The sequence below is a fragment of the Sporosarcina koreensis genome, assembly GCF_042655825.1.
Classification (GTDB): domain Bacteria; phylum Bacillota; class Bacilli; order Bacillales_A; family Planococcaceae; genus Sporosarcina; species Sporosarcina koreensis.
On record NZ_JBHSNP010000023.1, the window covers coordinates 27,015 to 47,008 of the forward strand.

20 protein-coding genes and 1 pseudogene are annotated in these 19,994 nt (G+C 45.6%); 14 read left to right on the forward strand and 7 right to left on the reverse strand.

The window, feature by feature from the left end; translation table 11 throughout:
- Window positions 1–76 precede the first annotated feature (76 nt).
- The 5 genes from ACFPTP_RS10395 (at window position 77) to spoVT (ending at window position 5,883) form a co-directional block, all read left to right on the forward strand.
- The gene (locus tag ACFPTP_RS10395; protein ID WP_381444435.1) at window positions 77–709 is read left to right on the forward strand and encodes a 50S ribosomal protein L25/general stress protein Ctc; all 633 of its coding nucleotides are present in this window, start codon (window positions 77–79) and stop codon (window positions 707–709) included.
- A gap of 75 nt (window positions 710–784) precedes the next feature.
- Complete coding sequence (gene pth / locus ACFPTP_RS10400; RefSeq protein WP_381444438.1) at window positions 785–1,348, forward strand: aminoacyl-tRNA hydrolase; 564 nt, start codon at window positions 785–787, stop codon at window positions 1,346–1,348.
- Window positions 1,349–1,405: 57 nt separating this feature from the next.
- Window positions 1,406–1,645, forward strand: a complete 240-nt coding sequence (locus tag ACFPTP_RS10405) for an anti-sigma-F factor Fin (protein WP_381444440.1) — start codon at window positions 1,406–1,408, stop codon at window positions 1,643–1,645.
- Window positions 1,646–1,724: 79 nt separating this feature from the next.
- On the forward strand, window positions 1,725–5,258 hold the full coding sequence (gene mfd / locus ACFPTP_RS10410; RefSeq protein WP_381444443.1) for a transcription-repair coupling factor: 3,534 nt from the start codon (window positions 1,725–1,727) through the stop codon (window positions 5,256–5,258).
- An 88-nt stretch (window positions 5,259–5,346) separates the two neighbouring features.
- Entirely contained in the window at window positions 5,347–5,883 is a 537-nt protein-coding gene (spoVT, locus tag ACFPTP_RS10415; protein WP_060205952.1) for a stage V sporulation protein T, read from the forward strand.
- A gap of 160 nt (window positions 5,884–6,043) precedes the next feature.
- On the opposite strand, the gene ACFPTP_RS10420 is transcribed toward spoVT, so the two are convergent.
- Both ACFPTP_RS10420 and ACFPTP_RS10425 read right to left on the reverse strand, forming a co-directional pair.
- The gene (locus ACFPTP_RS10420) at window positions 6,044–6,442 is read right to left on the reverse strand and encodes a type II toxin-antitoxin system death-on-curing family toxin (RefSeq protein ID WP_381444446.1); all 399 of its coding nucleotides are present in this window, start codon (window positions 6,440–6,442) and stop codon (window positions 6,044–6,046) included.
- Complete coding sequence (locus ACFPTP_RS10425; RefSeq protein WP_381444448.1) at window positions 6,442–6,693, reverse strand: AbrB/MazE/SpoVT family DNA-binding domain-containing protein; 252 nt, start codon at window positions 6,691–6,693, stop codon at window positions 6,442–6,444. Before ACFPTP_RS10425 ends, ACFPTP_RS10420 begins: the two co-directional genes overlap by 1 nt.
- 98 nt (window positions 6,694–6,791) lie before the next feature.
- On the opposite strand from ACFPTP_RS10425, the pseudogene ACFPTP_RS10430 reads away from it, so the two are divergent.
- Window positions 6,792–7,276: pseudogene (locus tag ACFPTP_RS10430) on the forward strand (stage V sporulation T C-terminal domain-containing protein).
- Window positions 7,277–7,369: 93 nt separating this feature from the next.
- On the opposite strand, the gene ACFPTP_RS10435 reads toward ACFPTP_RS10430, so the two are convergent.
- Window positions 7,370–7,639, reverse strand: coding sequence for a hypothetical protein (locus ACFPTP_RS10435; RefSeq protein WP_381444450.1), 270 nt, complete (start codon window positions 7,637–7,639; stop codon window positions 7,370–7,372).
- Window positions 7,640–7,885: 246 nt separating this feature from the next.
- Here ACFPTP_RS10435 and ACFPTP_RS10440 point away from each other — a divergent pair, with 246 nt between their 5' ends.
- The 3 genes from ACFPTP_RS10440 (at window position 7,886) to ACFPTP_RS10450 (ending at window position 10,148) form a co-directional block, all read left to right on the forward strand.
- Window positions 7,886–8,404 carry a sigma-70 family RNA polymerase sigma factor gene (locus tag ACFPTP_RS10440; RefSeq protein WP_381444452.1) on the forward strand — a complete coding sequence of 173 codons (519 nt, stop codon included), beginning with the start codon at window positions 7,886–7,888 and terminating at the stop codon, window positions 8,402–8,404.
- Complete coding sequence (locus ACFPTP_RS10445; RefSeq protein ID WP_381444454.1) at window positions 8,397–9,569, forward strand: hypothetical protein; 1,173 nt, start codon at window positions 8,397–8,399, stop codon at window positions 9,567–9,569. The genes ACFPTP_RS10440 and ACFPTP_RS10445 overlap by 8 nt, the downstream gene beginning before the upstream one ends.
- 69 nt (window positions 9,570–9,638) lie before the next feature.
- A complete protein-coding gene (locus tag ACFPTP_RS10450) occupies window positions 9,639–10,148 on the forward strand; it encodes a CHASE3 domain-containing protein (protein ID WP_381444457.1) in 510 nt (169 codons plus the stop codon).
- A 94-nt stretch (window positions 10,149–10,242) separates the two neighbouring features.
- Here ACFPTP_RS10450 and ACFPTP_RS10455 read toward each other — a convergent pair whose 3' ends face one another.
- From ACFPTP_RS10455 to ACFPTP_RS10470, 4 genes are all read right to left on the reverse strand, one after another.
- On the reverse strand, window positions 10,243–10,977 hold the full coding sequence (locus ACFPTP_RS10455) for a SurA N-terminal domain-containing protein (RefSeq protein ID WP_381444459.1): 735 nt from the start codon (window positions 10,975–10,977) through the stop codon (window positions 10,243–10,245).
- On the reverse strand, window positions 10,970–11,524 hold the full coding sequence (locus ACFPTP_RS10460; RefSeq protein ID WP_381444462.1) for an RNA polymerase sigma factor: 555 nt from the start codon (window positions 11,522–11,524) through the stop codon (window positions 10,970–10,972). Before ACFPTP_RS10460 ends, ACFPTP_RS10455 begins: the two co-directional genes overlap by 8 nt.
- Window positions 11,525–11,659: 135 nt before the next feature.
- Window positions 11,660–12,352, reverse strand: a complete 693-nt coding sequence (locus tag ACFPTP_RS10465) for a hypothetical protein (protein ID WP_381444464.1) — start codon at window positions 12,350–12,352, stop codon at window positions 11,660–11,662.
- Window positions 12,345–13,169: an ABC transporter ATP-binding protein gene (locus ACFPTP_RS10470; RefSeq protein WP_381444467.1), complete on the reverse strand. Its 825-nt coding sequence runs from the start codon at window positions 13,167–13,169 to the stop codon at window positions 12,345–12,347. The genes ACFPTP_RS10465 and ACFPTP_RS10470 overlap by 8 nt, the downstream gene beginning before the upstream one ends.
- 174 nt (window positions 13,170–13,343) lie before the next feature.
- On the opposite strand from ACFPTP_RS10470, the gene ACFPTP_RS10475 reads away from it, so the two are divergent.
- The 5 genes from ACFPTP_RS10475 to ACFPTP_RS10495 all read left to right on the forward strand — a co-directional run bounded on the left by ACFPTP_RS10475 (window position 13,344) and on the right by ACFPTP_RS10495 (window position 19,871).
- On the forward strand, window positions 13,344–14,330 hold the full coding sequence (locus tag ACFPTP_RS10475) for an ABC transporter substrate-binding protein (protein WP_381444469.1): 987 nt from the start codon (window positions 13,344–13,346) through the stop codon (window positions 14,328–14,330).
- Between the two features lie 38 nt (window positions 14,331–14,368).
- Window positions 14,369–16,294, forward strand: coding sequence for an iron ABC transporter permease (locus tag ACFPTP_RS10480; protein WP_381444478.1), 1,926 nt, complete (start codon window positions 14,369–14,371; stop codon window positions 16,292–16,294).
- 235 nt (window positions 16,295–16,529) lie between these two features.
- Entirely contained in the window at window positions 16,530–18,122 is a 1,593-nt protein-coding gene (locus tag ACFPTP_RS10485) for a putative polysaccharide biosynthesis protein (protein WP_381444471.1), read from the forward strand.
- 4 nt (window positions 18,123–18,126) lie between these two features.
- Window positions 18,127–19,584, forward strand: a complete 1,458-nt coding sequence (gene yabN, locus ACFPTP_RS10490; RefSeq protein WP_381444473.1) for a bifunctional methyltransferase/pyrophosphohydrolase YabN — start codon at window positions 18,127–18,129, stop codon at window positions 19,582–19,584.
- Window positions 19,581–19,871 (forward strand): RNA-binding S4 domain-containing protein, encoded by a 291-nt coding sequence (locus tag ACFPTP_RS10495; protein WP_381444475.1) that lies wholly within the window; start codon window positions 19,581–19,583, stop codon window positions 19,869–19,871. Before yabN ends, ACFPTP_RS10495 begins: the two co-directional genes overlap by 4 nt.
- Window positions 19,872–19,994: the final 123 nt, after the last annotated feature.

The following is a 19,994-nucleotide window of genomic DNA, read 5'->3' on the forward strand; positions in this document are numbered from 1 at the left end:
TAGTTAGTTTCATGTCGTCTGATTTTGGGTATTTCAAGAGATAGAATAACTTTTTTCAGGAAAGGTGACTACGCAAATGAGTACAGCAATTCAGTCGAAAACAAGAGAAACAAAAACGAGATCAGCATTAACAGCACTAAGAAATGAAGGGTTCATCCCTTCGGTCGTTTATGGATATAATACAGAATCTACACCGATTGCCGTTAGTGAGCGTGAGCTGCTAAAAACATTGCGTGAGGTTGGACGCAATGGCGTCATCCAGCTTGAAGTAGACGGCAAGCAATTAAACGTCGTATTGAATGATTTCCAGGAGGATGCATTGAAAGGCGATATTCGCCATGCGGACTTCCTAGCGATTGATATGTCTGAAGAGCTTGAAGTCGACGTTACGGTACATCTTGTCGGCGAATCTGTCGGCGAGAAGGAAGGCGGCGTCGTACAGCAGCCGAACCGCGAAGTGACGATCAAAGTCAAACCTTCAGATATTCCTGAGTCGTTTGAAGTAGATATTTCCGAGTTGCAAATCGGTGAAACGATTACAGTCGCGGACGTACGTGCGAAATCCAAGTTTGAAATTATTACTGACGACGATTACGCACTTGTCCTCATCTCCGCTCCACGTTCCGAGGAGGAATTGGAAGAGCTTGAGGCTGACACGGGTGCTGCAGATGCAGAGCCGGAAGTCATCGGTGAAAAAGAGGAAGAATAATAATAAAGAACTGTTGGAGCGCACGTGTAAAGCGTGCGCCCTTTTTCTAATTAATTCAAAAGGAAGATACGCCTTATGAAAATGATTATCGGACTCGGAAACCCGGGGAAGCAATATGAAAAAACCCGACATAACGTCGGATTCCATGCAATCGACGAATTGGCCCGTCGACTGGACGCACCTGCTATGCAAATGAAATTCAACGGCGCCTACACGATTATCCACCGTCCGGAAGGCAAAGTGATGCTCGTCAAACCGTTGACCTACATGAACCTGTCCGGAGAATGCGTCGGTCCGCTCATGGATTATTATGACGTGGAGCTCGAAGATATCGTCGTCCTATATGATGACCTCGACCTCGATCCCGGCAAATTAAGATTGCGCCAAAAGGGAAGCGCCGGCGGCCATAACGGCATGAAATCATTGATTGCCCATCTTGGCTCAGAATCCTTCAACAGAATCCGCATTGGCATTGGGCGTCCTACAGGCGGCATGAAAGTGCCTGACTACGTACTGGCCCCGTTCAGCAAGGAAGAACAGCCGCTTATCGAAGAGATGGTAGAAAAAAGCGCTGCTGCTTGTGAGGATTGGCTGAAGAGCCCCTTTTTAGAAGTAATGAATAACTATAATGGTGCATAAGGAATAATCATCGTCTCATTCGCCTATACTTTGTTAAAAAGGGGGCCGATGAAACCGATGAAACCTAAAGACATTCGTTATTCATGCAGACATTGCAACACCGAGGTCGGCAGCATCCCGCTCTCATCTGCCGAAGACATCATCCGCGAACTGCAGAAGGCGGAAGAAGGGCAAGGCGAGCATTTCTTGGAGTATAATGAAAACGGTTCGATGACGGTTCGTTGCATTTGTGAACAATGTGAACAGTCAATGCGAATGAACCCTGATTACTATGCGTTACGGAAATGGTTACAATAGAATTTTCTGCTTTGGCGTTTCGTGCGCGCAAAGCTTTTTTCACTTCAATTTAATTACTGCAAAGCGAGGCAAATAATCATTGGATGCGCTCATAGATTTATTTCTACAAGACAAAGAGATTAATAAGGTAGTTGAGGAGTTGAAAACAGGACAGGACCGTCAATTGCTGACGGGCTTATCGGGCGGTGCAAAGGCCGTCTTTTTTAAGACTGTCCAACAGTCTGCCCAGAGGCCGATCCTGATCATCACTCCCAACATGCTGCAAGCACAACGTACATACGAAGACCTTGTGAAGATGCTCGGCGATTCACTCGTTCATTTGTATCCGGCAGAGGAATTGATCGCTGCCGATTTTTCTGTGTCCAGTTATGAACTGCGCGCGAACCGGATCGATACGCTAGACCATATGGCGCGCATCGGCAAAGGGATTTATATTACGCCTGTTGCGGGAATGAAGAAACTGCTTCCTCCGAAAGAGAGATGGCTCGATAATTCCTTGTCAGTCGGCCTGGATGACAGCATAGATGTGGACGAATGGACGCGGAGACTTGTGGAAATGGGCTATGGAAGACAGGACATGGTAACCGCGCCGGGCGATTTCGCTCTAAGGGGCGGCATTTTGGACGTGTATCCACTGAATATGGAAAACCCGATTCGTATTGAGCTGTTCGACACAGATGTTGACTCCATCCGGGCATTTTCTGCAGAAGATCAGCGCTCGACCGACAAACTGACTGAGGTGACGATCCTTCCTGCGACGGAACATGTATGGGGCACAGCTGAACTGTATCAAATCGCCTCGAATTTAGAGGACGCCCTCAGTGCAAGTTTGAAGCGGATGAAGAATGAAGAGGCGAAGGAATCCCTGACAATGAACATCACCCGGGACATCGGCCTTTTGCGGGACGGCATCACTCCGGAAGGGATGATGAAATATGTATCGTTTTCGGACCGTGTTCCATCCTATCTTGGAGATTATTTTCCAGCGAACGGAATTGTTCTATTCGATGAAATCGGACGAATCCTTGAAGTGTCTTCCTCACTCGAAAAAGAAGAGAAAGAATGGTTTCTGACGCTTCTTGAGGAAGGCAAGATTGTTCATGACGCTAAAATTTCATTTTCATTCGAAGAGATGCACAAAATGCTCGATCAGCCGAAATCATACTTATCGTTGTTCGTCCGGGCTGTGCCGGGGATCACCCTAAAGAAAAACATCTCGTTTTCCTGCAAGCCGATGCAGGAATTTCATGGACAGATGAACCTGTTGAAAAATGAAATGGAACGCTGGCAGCAAGGGAAATACAATATCTTCATCATTGCCGATGGGAAAGAGCGGATGAAGAAAGTCCAATCGATTCTAAGAGATTACGAGATGGATGCTGTGGTGAACGGTAAGTCGACGGATGCAGGAACGATTTCCATCATTGAAGGGGATTTATCCGCTGGATTTGAATTGCCGTTCCATCGCGTGGCAGTCATTACGGATGCGGAGCTGTTCAAAGGGAAGCCGAAGCGGAAAGCCCGCCCGCAGAAAATGACGAACGCGGAGCGCATCAAAAGCTATTCGGAAATCAAACCGGGCGACTATATCGTCCACGTCCACCACGGAATCGGTAAATACTATGGCGTCGTGACGCTCGAAGTGGGCGGCGTCCATAAAGACTATCTCGATATCCGCTATCGTGGGGAGGACAAACTTTTCGTCCCTGCAGACCAAATCGATTTAATCCAAAAATACGTCGCTTCCGGGGAGAAGGAGCCGAAACTCCATAAGCTCGGCGGCGCAGAATGGAAAAAGACAAAGAGCAAAGTGTCGTCCGCGGTCAAGGACATCGCGGATGATCTGATCAAGCTCTATGCGAAACGTGAAGCTGAAAAAGGGTATGCGTTTTCGGCTGACGATGATTTGCAGCGTTCCTTTGAAAACGCGTTTCCATACGACGAGACGGAAGACCAGCTCCGTTCTATCGCGGAAGTGAAGAAGGATATGGAGCGGGAGCGTCCGATGGATCGGCTTCTTTGCGGCGATGTCGGATACGGGAAGACGGAAGTGGCAATCCGGGCAGCGTTCAAGGCGGTCGCGGACGGCAAGCAAGTCGCTTTCCTTGTGCCGACGACAATTCTTGCCCAACAGCATTACGAGACGATGAAGGAGCGGTTCTCCGGATTTCCGGTGGAAGTGTCGCTACTGAACCGTTTCCGTACGCGGAAAGAGCAGACGGAGACGTTGAAAGGGTTGAAGGCCGGAACAATTGATGTCGTTGTCGGCACCCATCGTCTCCTTTCGAAAGACGTCGTCTACAAAGATCTAGGCTTGCTCATCGTCGACGAAGAGCAGCGGTTCGGCGTGACACATAAAGAGAAACTGAAACAGCTGAAAACGAATGTGGATGTCCTCACATTGACAGCGACGCCGATACCGCGGACATTGCATATGTCGATGCTCGGTGTCCGGGATTTATCCGTCATCGAAACGCCTCCAGCGAACCGTTTCCCGGTCCAGACGTATGTCATGGAGCATAACTTCGCTCTTGTGAGGGAAGCGATCGAGCGCGAACTGGGGCGCGGTGGTCAAGTGTTCTATCTATACAATCGCGTTGAGGATATGACACGCAAAGTCGATGAAATTAAACAGCTTGTACCAGAAGCTAGGGTCGCCTTTGCGCACGGACAAATGAATGAGTCGACGCTGGAATCTGTGATCTTGAGCTTCCTGGAAGGCGAATACGACGTCCTCGTCACGACGACGATCATCGAGACGGGCATTGATATTCCGAACGTCAATACGCTCATCGTCCATGATGCGGACCGGATGGGCTTATCCCAGTTGTATCAGCTGCGCGGACGTGTTGGACGTTCAAACCGCGTCGCGTATGGCTACTTCCTTTACCAGCGCGACAAAGTGCTGACGGAAGTGGCGGAAAGTCGTCTACAGGCGATCAAAGAATTCACGGAGCTAGGATCCGGGTTCAAAATCGCAATGCGGGACTTGTCGATCCGCGGAGCGGGGAACTTGCTTGGCTCCCAGCAGCACGGCTTTATCGACTCTGTCGGTTTTGATTTATACTCACAAATGTTGCAAGAGGCAATCGAGGAGAAGCAGACGGGCATCGTAAAATCGGAAATCCAGGATGTAGAGATTTCCTTGCCGGTCAATGCCTATTTGCCGGATTCATATATCAAAGACGGATTCCAGAAGATTCAAATGTATAAACGGGTGAAAGCAATCGAAAGCGAAGAGGATTACTCTGAACTTGTCGATGAGATGACAGACCGCTTCGGCGACTTGCCGTTAGAAGCGGACCTGTTGCTGCGGATTGGACGTATGAAAGCATGGGGACGCATGGCAGGTGTCGAATCAATTAAAAAGCAGCGTGCTGTCATCGAAATCCGTCTAACCGAGGAAGGGACAGCTATAACGGACGGAGCTAAAATTGTTTCGGACTCAATGGAATTCGGCCGTGCTGTCGGTTTTACGATGGAAGACGGAAGGCTGATCATCACGGTGGATGAACGCCATACAGGCAAAAAGACGGAATTTGACGTCCTTGAAGAGATGATGAGGATTTTATATTCATCCATCAAAGAGTCCGTTCCCACAGATTCCGTCTAAAGGAACTTTTGCATAAAATGTCCAAGCATGATGCATACTATATCCGAACGGAAAACGGTTTTAATTTTTGGAAAGTGAGGCATCATGCATGAAAGCAACAGGAATCGTGCGCAGAATTGATGATCTGGGGAGGGTGGTCATCCCGAAAGAGATCAGACGGACGCTTCGCATCCGCGAAGGGGACCCGCTTGAAATCTTCACCGACAGGGATGGCGAGGTTATTTTAAAGAAGTATTCCCCTATTTCCGAGCTCGGTCAATTTGCGAAAGAGTACGCAGAAACACTATACGAAACCCTCGGAACACCCGCCCTGATCAGTGACAGGGATGAAATGATCGCCGTATCCGGATTATCGAAAAAAGATTATTTGAACCGCCAATTGGCTCCGGACGTGGAAGACATCTTAAAGGGCCGTACCATTGTAACGGAAAAGCTTGAAAAGGCAGTGGAATGGGTGCCAGGACAAGTCGAGCAAGTAAAGTCTTATTGCATCGCCCCGATCGTAGCGGGCGGAGACACAATTGGCGCCGTCTATTTACTATCGAAAGTCCATTTCATCGGGGAAGCCGAACAAAAAGCAGCAGAAACCGCTGCACATTTCCTCGCGAAACAGATGGAACAATGAAAAACAGCCTATCCACACCGGAAAGAATCGGTGCGGGTGGGCTGTTTTTTGCTTGAAAACTAGGCAAATGCTGTCCATTAATTAGGCGCATATATGTACAATAAAATACGCCCGCATAAGTGGATTTTAATTGGCTGAATGATAGTATGCTTTTACAGCACTAAATTGCTTCGGTGTTTTCTTTAATAGTGATGACAATTTCTTCAAATGTGTATTTATGGTTTACCATGTCCACAGTAAAATCCTGTTCCTCTTGTATTCCCATTGTCCACCTATAGTGATTAAGTTTCAAAAATACAATTAGGGAAGCAAGGGCTGTTCGTTTATTTGCATTGTGGAATGCATGATTTTTAGCAATAGATTCAAAGAGAGTAGCGGCTTTTTCATGAATTGAGGGGTAGGCATCACAACCAAATACTGTCTGCTTTGGCCGGTTAATTGCAGAGTCGAGTAGTTCGGGATCTTTTACGCCTACCGGTTCTTTTGGTGAATATAGATGAATTTGTACTGTATTAATGGCAATTACTTGATTGGTTGTTAAGTAAACAATCTTCTCCATTATCTATCCACTAGCCCTTTAAATGCTTTATCATGCTCCTTAATCACGTCTTTCAGAATGTCCATAAATTCAGCGTCAACTCCATCTGGAAGCTGTAAATGCTCTTTCTTTTTTAAAATGATCTTTCCGTCTTTTACTTCAATTTGTACGTCGTCCCCTTGAGATAATCCAGCTTGTGTTAAAACCTCTGAAGGCAGTGTTATTCCAATACTGTTTCCGATCTTGGTAACTTTTCTTTCAATTAATTCCAATCTTTTCACATCCTTGTTAGTACTGTTATAACGAATATAACATTTGGTTATTTCTATTTCAATGAGGAAAACTTATATTTACTATCGTATTCTTGCCTATGCTTGTAACAGACCATCATGTATATTCGCATATACGAAGGGACCCGCTCGAAATCTTCACCGACAGGGATGGCGAGGTCATATTAAAAAAGTATTCCCCTATTTCGAGCTCGGTCAATTTGCGAAAGAGTACGCAGAAACACTATACGAAACCCAAGGAACACCCGCCCTGATCAGTGACAGGGACGAAATGATCGCCGTATCCGAATTATCGAAAAAAGAATATTTGAACCGCCAATTGGCTCCGGACGTGGAAGACATCTTAAAGGGTCGCACCATTGTAACGGAAAAGCTTGAAAAGGCAGTGGAATGGGTGCCTGGACAAGTCGAACAGGTGAAATCCTATTTCATCGCCCCAATCGTAGCGGGCGGAGACACAATTGGCGCCGTCTATTTACTATCGAAAGTCCATTTCATCGGGGAAGCTGAACAAAAAGCAGCAGAAACCGCAGCGCATTTCCTCGCGAAACAGATGGAACAATGAAAAACAGCCTGCACGCACCGGGAAGAAGCGGTGTGGGTGGGCTGTTTTTTTTTAGTGGATAGGATACATTCAATTTTTGTATGTTAATTTATTTTATTCATAATTAGATTCTACATAATCAATACCTTTAGCTGTAATACTTACAACTGAACTATCACCTGAAATATCTAAATGAATATAGCCGGATGTAACAAGATAATGATAAGCTAAGTGTTTTTCGCTATTTCTTTCCCCATATAACTCATTCGTTTTGACAATCAAACAATTGTTTTGTGAAGGTGAAAAGAAATGATGATTATATAGTTCTTCTAAAATTGCTAGTCTTAATTTCTTTCGCTCTTGTATTGATTTAACATCTATCATATTATCGTCTTCCTTTTCGCAGTGTAATCAAACAGTTATGAAACGACCAGATATTTCCATAGCGTACTACAAAATTATCATTCTTTAAATGACGGTGCAAATTTGTTGTCTTTACAGCTGGGCTGCCGGTAGGCTGTTTTTGTTTGTCGGGAATAGTGCGGAACGAAATAGATTTAAAATAATTCCGAAAAAACAAACCTTGGAAGTTTGGGAATCGTTTACTATATAGGGAAAGGGGTTGAAGCTGTGACAGGAACGAATGAAATAAAAGAATTAATGTTTCAATACACGGAGTATTTAATTCGGCTAGCCTATTATTACGTAAAAGATCTCCAAGCGGCAGAAGATATTGTACAGGAGGTATTCATAAAGTTTTACGACAGTCAAAGTAATTATGAAGAACGGGGAGAAGTAAAAGCTTTCCTAACAAAAATGACGGCTAATAAAAGCAAAGATTATTTGAAAAGCTGGACGTATAGAAAGGTGAAGTTGCAAAACAAATTATTCCACACAGAACCTGCAATGAAATCAGATGAATTAGTTAGAAAGGATGAAGAAACACTAATCGGAGAAGCAATTCTTCAATTGCCGTTGAAACAACGTGAGGTCCTCATTTACTTTTATTTTGACGAAATGACGATCGCTTCGATTGCAAGTCTTTTGGCCATTCCTGAAAGTACAGTCAAAACCCGATTGCGACGCGGTAGGGAGCTATTAAGAAATCAGCTGATAGGAATTGAATGGGAGGCGCTGTTAAATGGATAAATTCATTCCTACTGAAGTGAAGGATGTAACGGAAAGTAAAAAAAGGGTTATGCGAAACGTTGAAAATGAGATCCAAAACAGATCAAAAAGACCCAAACATAATTGGAGATATGCAGTAATTGCCGCTTTAGTAACAATGAGCGCAATGCTTTTTGTCTTAACCGAAGTATTGACTGAAAATGAACCGTCTGTAGCCGAACAACCATCTCCAGCGGAAATAGACATAGATTTATCAAAACCTATATTCTCCGAAGAACAAGGGGTATTTTATCTCGAAGGAATAACGTTAGGTGACTCCCAGTCAAAAGTAATCGAAGTCTTTGGTGAGAATTTTACAATCGTGCAAGAGGATGACCGTGAAGAGGACGGCAGTGAGGCAGACGTTGTAATGAATTATAGGGGTCAGACGAAATTCTACTTTATTGAAGATAAATTAGATTCAATCGTATTCATGAATGTAGATGAAGATTACTTCGACAAATTATTTAATGACTACGGTGGATTTAAGTTTATATTTCATTGGTATCTTGATAATGATAATCGTTTATTCTACTCCAAGGAGACTTCCCATATACTACGTGCATCAACAACGATGTCTATGGATGGGAATCTATACTTATCCCTATTTCGTGCCGGACAGGATCACTGGGGACAAAAAGCAGAGTATCTATACAAGACGCAACAGAATCTTAAAAATCAACACCCTTCTCCAACCAACACGGATATGGATTTCGCTAAACCCACATTCTCTGAAAAAGAAGGATACTTATATCTACTTGGCGTGACGATAGGTGATTCGCCATCAAAAGTAATTGAACGATTGGGTGCTAATTTTATAATCGAGCAGTCTGATATAAGTGAATCTGACTTCTACCTAGATTATGGAGGGGTTGCAAGTTTCGGTTTTAATCATGATAAAGTAAATTCAATTACAGTGAGAAAAGTAGATAAAAATTATTTTGATGAATTATTTAATGATTACGATGGATTTAAAATTTCGCACGAAGGAGATAGCGATCGTTTTATCTACGCAGAGGAGACGTATCAAGTAATGAAAGCATCAACACAAACACCTAAAAAAGACCTTTATTTATATATTGGTTATCCTGGCCCTGAGTTCTGGGAAAATCCAGAAATGAAAGATATTGCGAATCCATGGAAATAATCATAAAACGAAGAGTTGATGGGTACTGTTTTCATAGTATCCCTATACTAACAGAGGGAAGGAATACCGATGAGGAAAGTTAAAAATGCATTACTTATACTACTTATAGGAACGGTTTGTGTGTTGTCGTACTACAATTTGAACTATCAAAAGCAACTAAAAGAAAACGCTCGTATGATCAATAAAACTTTAGAAGAGAATTCTAGCTTAGAAGAACAGCTAAATACAGTTATTAACGATTTGCAATTGGCCGAAGCTGAAGCAAAGGACTTCCCAATATATTCTTACGATGAACTACAACTAACAGGATACACAGGTACAAAAGAAGATGTAATCATAGAGCTTATGAAGTATTCACATTTGATCCCTTATAAATCTATAGCGGATGGAATGGAGTTTATACAGGAGGAAGCACAAATACTTTCACATGAATGGGCATTTATGCCGTTTAGTGATGGATTAACAGGAGGATATCTCTTATTAAAATTTAGAGTTGATGGACATACTGGACATTATCCAAGTCATATTGAAGTTATCGATTCATACGTGCATGGTGAAGGTTTTAAACAGGGACGGTGAATCGCTGCCCTTTTTCTATATAGGAAGAAGGATTAGCCCCTAAACACTGCAACATCGTGCTTAGGGGCATTTGGGAATGTTACACCTGCAATAATCAATCTTTTATTGATTTTAAAACATCCTGATTCACTTTTAGCTGATTTGCATATTTTTCATGCAAATCGGCTTTATATTGATCGGGTGTATAGTAATCATTTAAGACGCCATCTATATAGAGCTCCGAAATAAAATTGTTTGAAGTGAGCAATGACTCGTATTGTTGTAAAGTAGATGGGTGTGTAAAGTATTCTTCTGCTGTAACGCCTAATCTTTTTGCTAATTCCTCATTGATTTGGGTCATAATGGGATCGTTTGATTCTACCATTGCCTGCTTTGTTTGCTCCGCATACTCAGATACCTCTTGCTCCGTCACGACAATTCCATGGGTTTTCGCCTCATGCAGTAATAATTCATGTTCAATTAATTGATCAAGCATTTCCCTGTCAGTTAAAGTGAAGGGAATATGGTTCAGTTCATGAATGAACCGTTTGTTTTCTTTGAAATCGCCAAACTGTTTTAACGTAATCGTAAACATATCGGATTCCACCACTATTATCGAATCATCTATTGCAGCCGTTTTTTGATCCTTTGATTCGAAAAAGTCGCTTATGGAAATAAAGTTAGAAAAAACGATAGGTGTAGTGCACAGAATTAAAAAAAGCGCGGCAACGGTCGGCAACATCCAACGTTTTGTCTTTTTAGGTGCAGCTTTCTGTAAACGGTTATAGGCGACTTCATGTAAATCATCAGGCAGAGGGATTTGTTCTATGGATTTTTTGATTTCATTCATAAAAATCTACCTCCTCAATTTGTATGCGTAATTTCTTCAAAGCCCGATAGCAGATGGATTTTGCGGTACCTAATGGCATTTCTAAGAGTTCGCTTGTTTCTTTGAATGTATAGCCTTGATAGAAATGAAGCAGAATGACGTTTTTTTCTTCGTTTGTCAACTGCTCGATTAAATTTTGTAAAGTGAGCTTTAGGGAAATATCTGTTGTCATAATTTGTAATGAAGCTAAGTGCTTTTCATCAATATGTATCAATTTTTCTGAGCGCTTTAATTTAGAGAGACAAGTATTGATGACTATTTTGATGAGCCACGTTTTAAAGTGCGCCGGTTCTTTTAACGTATTAATTTTTTCATAAGCTTTTATGATTGTTTCTTGGACAACATCTACAGCATCGTGTTCATTTTTCATATATACAAAAGCCATTCGGTATAAATCCCCTTCATACGGCTCGATGCATTGGATGAAGGCTGTTTTATTTCCCCGTTTGGCTTTCTTTATCAACTTTTCAATGAGAATTCCCCCCTTTTTGACTTCCTCTCTATACATTAGACATTTTACATTGAAGTTTGGCTCATGAAATATGAAAAAAGTTATTTGTTAGTTAGTTGAGTCAGCTAGATATACAGAACAATAAAAAAACAGCCTCCACGTACCGAAAATAATCGGTGCGGGTAGGCTGTTTTATATTCTATTTAACGGGCAATACGGACATTTTTCCGTATCGGGCAGTTCCTTTAATAGGCAGCAAGTCGTCCGTTTGTAATTTGCCATAGCGGCAAGTGGTTCTTCATTCTGCAAATACTGTTTAAAGGGCGAGCGCCTCATATGCGGCTTCCAAGTTTCATCTTCCACTAAGAAATCGAGGTCGCTTTGTGCAGCAGAACAGTCTTCGTTGAGAAGCATGGAATACATCCATAGCACATATCCCCATACATTTTCCCAAAGGATCAGCTTGGAAACATGCGCGAGCTTGCTCATATATTCGACAACTGGATGTCCGTACTGCTCAAGAATGAAACGAACCGTTCCGTGTCGGTCATGGACGTCCTCGAATGAATTAGGCGGAATGGTAAACTGGATCGTCCCGTTTTCGATGAATAAAGAGACGTCCTCCAATTTGCCGGTAAAGAGCAAGTTGAACTTGCTGAGCATATGAAACAGCCCCGTCATGAAGAAACCGTGTCTCCTCAAATAAACGGAAGCCGCCACGGCGTCTGTAGGCGCGCCGGTTAATGCTTTAATTTCCGAAAATAATTCAGTGCTTGCCGTTTCCGACAAAATTGCATGGGCGTTCGTGAATGCGTCAGACTGCCTGTTCAGAAAGATGCCAAACCGTTCTAACGATGCAATGTGCTCTTCGTTAAGCTTAGGCACCTGTATTGCTCCTTACTTGCTGGACGACACAGCGTCCACGGCCGTATGGAACGCAATGCGGCGTTCCGAAAAGGGGATCCGTCGACACTTGGCATTCCATGCCGAACACCGCTCGGACAAGGTCGCAAGTGATGATGTTTTCCGGTCTGCCTTGCGCATAAACGCCCCCGTCTTTAATGGCGACAATATTATGGGCATAACGGGAAGCCAAATTCAGATCATGGAGCACCATGACGATTGTGCGGCCCTTTTGTTCATTCAACTCGAACAAGAGGTCCAAAATTTCGATTTGGTGGGTCATGTCAAGATATGTCGTAGGCTCATCCAACAGAATGACATCCGTGTCCTGGGCAAGCGTCATCGCAATCCACGCACGCTGGCGCTGGCCGCCCGATAATGTATCGATCGCCTGGTCGCGCAAGTCGCTGATTTTCGTCGCTTCCATCGCCGCCTCGACCTTTTTCGTGTCTTCCGCCGTCCAGCGGGAAAGCCATGATTGGTGCGGATAGCGGCCTTGTTTGACGAGATCGTGGACAGTCAATCCTTCAGGTGAAACTGGTCCTTGAGGGAGGATGCCCATCTTCTTTGCGACGCTACGGGAAGACATGGAATGAATATCTTTCCCTTCCAGTAGGACGGAGCCGTCCGAAGGCTTCAACAAACGGGCGATCGAACGTAGCAATGTGGATTTTCCACAACCGTTGCTGCCGACGAAGACAGTAATTTCACTGCGGGGAATTGCCAAATTCAAATTCTCGAAAAGAAGACGGTCTTCATAACCGATGGAAAGATCTCTCGTATTTATAGTAGGGTGCATGTATAATGCCTCCGTTTCAATTATCCTAAAAAGAATGAATCATTACTTAGAAGCATACCATATTCTCAATCAATTGAGAATGATAATCATTTATTTATTGAAAACACTTTACAAGTGACAGTCCGAAAGATTACACTACTAACTGATAATGATTATCAGTGTGGAGGGAACTATATGAATAGATATATGAAAGCATTTTTATTACTGGCTCTTAGTGTGATTCTGGTAGCCGGTTGTTCATCGAAAAAAACAGGTGAGAAGGGTGCAGGCGGCAAAACGACTGAAAACAGTGTAACGATCGTTGGTTCGAACGGCGAAGTGACGCTTGATAAGCCTGCGAAGAAAGTCGTTGTACTTGAATGGACGTATGCGGAAGATCTGCTTGCTCTCGGCGTGCAGCCTGCAGGTATGGCAGATATCCAGGAATACCATAACTGGGTGAATATCGATGCGGAGTTGAGCGATGATGTCGTTGATGTCGGTGGACGTCAAGAGCCGAATTTGGAGGCAATCGCTGCAATTGAGCCGGATTTGATCATCGGTGTCAGCTTCCGTCACGATGCGATGCTGAAGGATTTGGAGAAAATCGCTCCGACAGTCATTTTCAATCCATATCCGGAAGACGAGTCCATTGATTTGTACAAGGAAATGACGACAACCTTCAATGAAATCGCGAAGGCTGTAGACAAGACGGACGAAGCTGAAAAAGTGTTGACGCATTTAGATGAGAAATATGAGGAAGCGAAAGCTGAAATCGAAAAGGCTGACTTGAAGACGAAGGACGTCATCTTGACGCTCGCTTACACAGGTCCGCAAGCTCCGGAAATTCGTGTTTTCACACCGAATTCCATGGCTTCTCAAATCCTTGAGAAGATCGGCTTGAAAAATGTGCACGTACCGGATCAATTTGAAGTATTCGGGTCAAGTACATTCAACGTCGAAGGCTTGACGAAATACGAGGATGCGAACTATTTGTATACGGTGCAGGAAGAAGACAATGTATACGAAAAGCAATTGAAAAAAAATGCGGTTTGGAAAAACTTGAATTTTGTTAAGGAAGATCGACTGTATAACCTCGGTTCGGACACTTGGTTGTATGGAGGTCCGCTATCAGCCGAAACTTTGTTGAACCGAATCGTCGATACGATGGTCAATAAATAATGGCGGGAAAGGCTTCAGGGAAAAGATCGTTGTTCGTTATGATCATCGGTCTTTTCCTGTTGGTCGTTTTATCCTTCATCCATCTGACGCAAGGCCAAGCTGATTACACAGTTTCCCAGCTATTGAAGGAAGTTTGGGTGGAGGGGCGCATCCAGGATATCGTGCTTTCCCTCCGGCTTCCGCGTTTAGCGATCGGCATTTTAGCGGGTGGTGCGCTTGCTGTCGCGGGTGCCATCTTGCAGACGTTGACGAATAACCCGTTGGCGTCCGCAAGTACGCTCGGCATCAATGCCGGCGCGTATTTCTTTGTCGTTGTGTCGATGATTTTCTTTCCGACTTTTCTCGGTGATTTCCCATTTCTCATTGCGCTTGCAGGCGCGGTGCTTTCTTCCGTCCTCGTAGTCGTTCTGGCAGGGAAGCAGATGGAGCCTGTACGCGTCGCCTTGACGGGGATGATCATCTCTTTGCTGTTTGCTTCCATGACGGGCTCGTTGCAGCTGTTGTTCGAGAATCAGACGAACGGCCTCTTTTTATGGGGGTCCGGTACGCTTGTGCAGTTGAATTGGAGCGGCGTCACGTTTGCGGGCCCGATGATCGTTGTCCTGTTCATTGCCGTGTTAGGCATTGCGAAGCCGATGGATATTTTGTCGTTAGGTGAAGATGTTGCGTCTTCGCTTGGCCAAAATGTCCGCTTCGTCAAACTGCTGGCATGGGCGGCCGCGATTTTGCTTGCGGCGACGACGGTCAGTGTCGTCGGTCCGATCGGGTTCATCGGTTTGATGGCCCCGCATATCGTCCGGATGCTAGGCGTCCGCGGGCATTTGCAAATCTTTCTCCAGTCATTCCTATGGGGGGCTGTAATGATGATCGGAGCGGATGTGCTCGGTCGTTTGATTCAGCCCGGACAGGAAGTGCCCGTCGGTGCGATGACGGCGCTTGCTGGCGGCCCCTGGCTGCTCTATTTGGCTTGGAGGACAGCAAAGTCGCATACGAAAGGCGATCGCCAAATGGGCGGTACATTGAAGCCGGTCAAATTACCGGTTGTCATTTCGATCGTCACTGTTTTGATCGTCGCTGTCTTTGTATTGGCATTTTCCTATAACGGAATGGCTTGGTCCCTTGATTGGATGAAGCCGGTCGTTTGGAATTTCCGTGTGCCGCGTGTGCTCACTGCTTTCATCATCGGAGTGATGCTCGCGCTTGCCGGTGTTTTATTACAAGGCGTCTTACGGAATCCGTTGGCGGACGCAAGTGTGTTGGGCGTCACCTCGATGGGCGGCGCAGGTGCGATGTTGCTCTTGGTCGCACTTCCGGCCATCCCTGTACAGTATATGCCGCTTGGCGCAGTAGTAGGAGCGGCGATTGCTCTTGGTATTATTATGCTGACGGCTTGGAAGAACAATTTCCAGCCGATGCTCGTCGCGTTGATGGGTATCGCGATCTCGGCATTCGGTTCCGCCGCAACGCAAGTGTTTGTCGTGAAGGCGAAATTGGCGGTCGCAGCGGCGCTCGTCTGGCTATCGGGCAGCACGTACGGAAAAGGCTGGGAGGATGTACAACTTTCGTTATTGCTGCTCGTTCTGCTCATCGGTCCTGCTGTCTATTTGACACGCAGCTTGGACGCATTGACATTCGGGGATGATGTGGCGGCGGGGCTCGGCTTGTCCGTCAAATCGACGCGCGTCTGGGCATTGATTGTAGGTGTTGCAATTAGTACGGCAGGGGTCGCAATCGTCGGGACAATCGGCTTTGTTGGTCTTGTTGCGCCTCATATCGCCCGTAGATTAGTTGGCTTCCGACATTTGCCGCTGCTTGTCGTTTCCGGCTTGCTTGGCGGTTTGCTCTTAGTGACGGCGGACTTTGTCGGTCGCATATTGATTGCGCCGAAAGATATCCCGAGCGGACTCATCGTCGCGCTCATCGGTACGCCGTATTTATTGTATTTATTAAGGAAAATGAAATGAAACAGCCACACGTTCGTTTACAACGGAGCGTGTGGCTGTTTTTTTGGAATGAGAACTCATCCAGAAAGAATGGGCCCTTCTCGGGATAAATGGACCCTTGCCATGAAAGAATGAGCCCTTCTCGGAGAAAACAGGTCTTCCTGCTTTCTGCAAGCCCACCTCATCAATCCAACGGAACGGATTATGCCGAAAATGCTATACTAGTAACACAGTAAACATCGAAAGAGGCGCAGTTATGTCCAAAGCGGATTGGAATATGAAAACATTCATGAAAGGTGCGTCAATTTTGACGATATCGGCGATTATCGTCAAATTGCTGGCGGCAGTATACCGGATTCCGTTCCAAAACCTTGTCGGGGATAAAGGGTTTTTCATTTACCAGCAAGTGTATCCGTTCATCGGGATATTCATCATCTGGACATCTTACGGATTTGCGGTGGCGGTTTCGAAGCTGCTCGCGGGAAGCGCAAGCAGCGGGGAAGCGAAAGCGATCAAGCGGGTCGCCTTCCTTTATTTAGCCGGATTGTCTATAACGTTTTTCGTCATTCTTATGGCGTTCGCCCCTTTTTTCGCACAGTCCATGGGGGATCCGGAACTTGTATCCCTTCTTCGTGCAGGCGCTTATATCGTGCTTGTCATGCCGATGCTTGCGATATTGAAAGGTTCATTCCAATCGGAAGGACAGATGACGCCAGTTGCCGTTTCGAATGTAGGTGAGCAGGTGTTGCGGGTTGCAATCATCCTCATTGGTACATGGGTGGCTGTGCGCGCAGGGGCATCCCTTTACACGGCTGGCGAAGTGGCTATGTGGGGCGCTGTTATAGGCCAGGCATTAGGCGTTGTCATTCTTGCCATGTTTTATAGAAATGCCCATAAAGGACCGCGTATTCAGGTGGATACGTGGCGGATTGTGAAGGAATTGACGTTTGTCAGTTTGAGCGTCAGTGCAAGCTCACTCATCCTGCTGCTGTTCCAAATGGCAGATTCGTTTATGATTTACAATAGTTTGCTTGCGAAAGGCTTTGTCGCGGATGCAGCGATGGAAATGAAGGGTGTCTATGACCGTGGGCAGCCGCTCGTCCAAATGGGAATTTTGATTGCATCTACATTGGCGCTCGCAACCGTCCCGCTTATTGCACATCATGCTGCGAAAAAGGATGGGCGAGGAGCGGAGCCGTTCATTCAGCTAACATTCCGTACGGCTGTTCTATTCGGTTGGGCAGCTGCGATCGGGCTTGCGTTCGTGTTGCCATATGTGAATGAAATGCTGTTCGAGACGCGGGATGGCTCTGCCGCATTGATTATATTTGCGTTTCAGATCTTTTGGCTGTCACTTATCTTGCCGCTGACCGCCATATTGCAAGGAGCCGGCAAAGTGAAAATACCGACGCTGCTCCTTCTCGGCGGCCTCGTCGTGAAAATAATTGCGAATCAATTATTCGTTCCGTTCTATGATGTAACAGGCGCGGCGCTTGCCGGAAATATCGGATTTGCAGCGATTGCGTTCGGGCTGCTGCTTTATTTCAAATCCGTGTGGCCGATGAAACTGGCGCCTTTCCGTTTTTACGGTTGGCTCCTACTGGCAACACTAGCCATGGCGGCGGTTATCTTTCCGTGGATGCTTGCAGCGGATCAGGTTTTATTCGACAACCTGTCATCTCGGATTGGTGCGACGTTGACGGCGCTGACGGCAGTCATGCTAGGGGCGGGCGTTTTCCTATTCGTTGTCATGAAATCGCGTATAATGGCGGAGAAGGAATGGTATTTGCTGCCGTTCGGAAAAAGATTGGCCCGTATACAATTGATTCTTACTAAAAATAGAAGGTGAATGGATGAATACAATTACGATTATCGGTCTTGGCGCCGGGGATCTTGACCAACTTTCCCTTGGTACGTATCGGAAGCTGAAGGAGGCTGAGTTCGTCGTTGCAAGGACGGAACAGCATCCGGCTATCGTGGAATTAAGGGCGGAAGGCATGGCAATCGAGAGCTTTGATGATAGTTATATTGAAAACGATTCGTTCGAGCAAGTGTATGAGGAAATTGTTGAGAAATTAGTGTCGCTGGCAAACGAAAAGGCGGTTACGTATGTCGTGCCAGGGCATCCGCTCGTTGCGGAACGCACGGTGCAGTTATTGATTGAAAAAGAACATGCTGGCATTGTAAAGCTTGAAATCGCGGGGGGCAACAGCTTCCTCGATCCGATCTTTGCAGCGCTCCGGATCGACCCGATTGAAGGGTTCCAACTGCTCGATGGCACGGATATGAAACGTGATGACGTTATGATGACGCAGCATGTATTGATCGGCCAAGTGTATGATTCGTTTATCGCTTCTGAAGTGAAGCTTTCGCTTATGGAGAAGTATGCGTATGACCATCCGGTGACGATTGTGACGGCGGCGGGTTCTTCATTGGAAAAGCTTCGGACTGTGCCGTTATTCGAGTTGGACCGTGAGACTGAAATCGACAATTTGACGACGGTCTATGTGCCTCCGGTTGTGGAGCGCGAGGGACGTTTGAAGGAATGGTCGACATTCCGGGAGATCATCGCCGCGTTGCGTGCCCCGGACGGCTGCCCATGGGACCGCGAGCAGACGCATGAATCGTTGAAGAGGTATTTGATTGAGGAAGCGCATGAGCTATTGGAAGCGATTGACCAGGAGGATGATGAAGGCATCATCGAGGAACTAGGGGATGTGCTGCTACAAGTGTTCCTCCATGCGCAAATCGGCGAGGATGACGGGTATTTCGCCATGGAAGACGTTTTGCAGGCAGTCGGCGATAAAATGATCCGCCGCCACCCGCATGTGTTCGGCGATCGGGATGTAGAAAATTCGGACGAAGTTTTGAAAAATTGGCAGGAAATCAAGAAGGAAGAGAAGCCACAAGCCGAATCACTGTTGGATGGACAGGCTCGCCATAGTTCGTCGCTGCTCACTTCATTTAATTATCAAAAAGAGGCGGCGAAGGTAGGCTTTGATTGGCCGGATATAACAGGCGCTTTCGATAAATTCGAGGAAGAATGGCAGGAATTCAAGGACGAAGTGGAGAATGGAACGAGAGGGAGCCAGACCGATGAGCTCGGCGATGTCCTATTTACACTTGTCAACTTGTCGAGGTTCTTGAAGCTGTCTCCAGAAGAAGCGATGGCGCATGCAAACGAGAAATTCAAACGGCGCTTTTCGTTCGTCGAGCAGAGCGTAAAGAACGGCAGAGGTGAATTTTCCGCCTATACGTTAGACGAATTGGAAGAATTTTGGCAACGGGCGAAGGGGGAAGAAAAGAAATGAGATTGGATAAATTTTTGAAAGTATCACGCCTGATCAAACGACGGACATTGGCGAAACAAGTAGCCGATCAGGGCCGGATTACGATTAACGGGAAAGTGTCGAAAGCATCATCGGTCGTAAAACCGGGCGACGAACTTGCTATCCGATTTGGACAAAAGATCGTTACAGCAAAAGTCGAGTTGTTGAAGGAGTCGACGAAGAAAGAAGACGCCGCGTCGATGTTCACGATTGTGAAAGAAGAGAAGCTTGAAAAGGTGGAACCTGAGTTTGTTGATGATGAAGATTGAAAAAGAGCAGCTGGAATGTAGACTGACCTAGCCATATGAGACACATATAAAACACCTTGATTAGGCTGCCATTACACCATATTTTGCAGGTGTCAGGTAGCCTAATTTTTCTTGGATACGTTC

Coding starts and splice junctions, on each gene's coding strand:
- ACFPTP_RS10460 (WP_381444462.1), bottom strand. CDS start 11,524: ATGTATAGAGAGGAAGTCAAAAAGGGGGGAATTCTCATTGAAAAGTTG.
- yabN (WP_381444473.1), top strand. CDS start 18,127: ATGAATACAATTACGATTATCGGTCTTGGCGCCGGGGATCTTGACCAA.
- ACFPTP_RS10495 (WP_381444475.1), top strand. CDS start 19,581: ATGAGATTGGATAAATTTTTGAAAGTATCACGCCTGATCAAACGACGG.
- ACFPTP_RS10470 (WP_381444467.1), bottom strand. CDS start 13,169: ATGCACCCTACTATAAATACGAGAGATCTTTCCATCGGTTATGAAGAC.
- ACFPTP_RS10485 (WP_381444471.1), top strand. CDS start 16,530: ATGTCCAAAGCGGATTGGAATATGAAAACATTCATGAAAGGTGCGTCA.
- pth (WP_381444438.1), top strand. CDS start 785: ATGAAAATGATTATCGGACTCGGAAACCCGGGGAAGCAATATGAAAAA.
- ACFPTP_RS10455 (WP_381444459.1), bottom strand. CDS start 10,977: ATGAATGAAATCAAAAAATCCATAGAACAAATCCCTCTGCCTGATGAT.
- ACFPTP_RS10445 (WP_381444454.1), top strand. CDS start 8,397: ATGGATAAATTCATTCCTACTGAAGTGAAGGATGTAACGGAAAGTAAA.
- ACFPTP_RS10405 (WP_381444440.1), top strand. CDS start 1,406: ATGAAACCTAAAGACATTCGTTATTCATGCAGACATTGCAACACCGAG.
- ACFPTP_RS10395 (WP_381444435.1), top strand. CDS start 77: ATGAGTACAGCAATTCAGTCGAAAACAAGAGAAACAAAAACGAGATCA.
- ACFPTP_RS10435 (WP_381444450.1), bottom strand. CDS start 7,639: ATGATAGATGTTAAATCAATACAAGAGCGAAAGAAATTAAGACTAGCA.
- ACFPTP_RS10420 (WP_381444446.1), bottom strand. CDS start 6,442: ATGGAGAAGATTGTTTACTTAACAACCAATCAAGTAATTGCCATTAAT.
- spoVT (WP_060205952.1), top strand. CDS start 5,347: ATGAAAGCAACAGGAATCGTGCGCAGAATTGATGATCTGGGGAGGGTG.
- ACFPTP_RS10475 (WP_381444469.1), top strand. CDS start 13,344: ATGAATAGATATATGAAAGCATTTTTATTACTGGCTCTTAGTGTGATT.
- ACFPTP_RS10450 (WP_381444457.1), top strand. CDS start 9,639: ATGAGGAAAGTTAAAAATGCATTACTTATACTACTTATAGGAACGGTT.
- ACFPTP_RS10480 (WP_381444478.1), top strand. CDS start 14,369: ATGATCATCGGTCTTTTCCTGTTGGTCGTTTTATCCTTCATCCATCTG.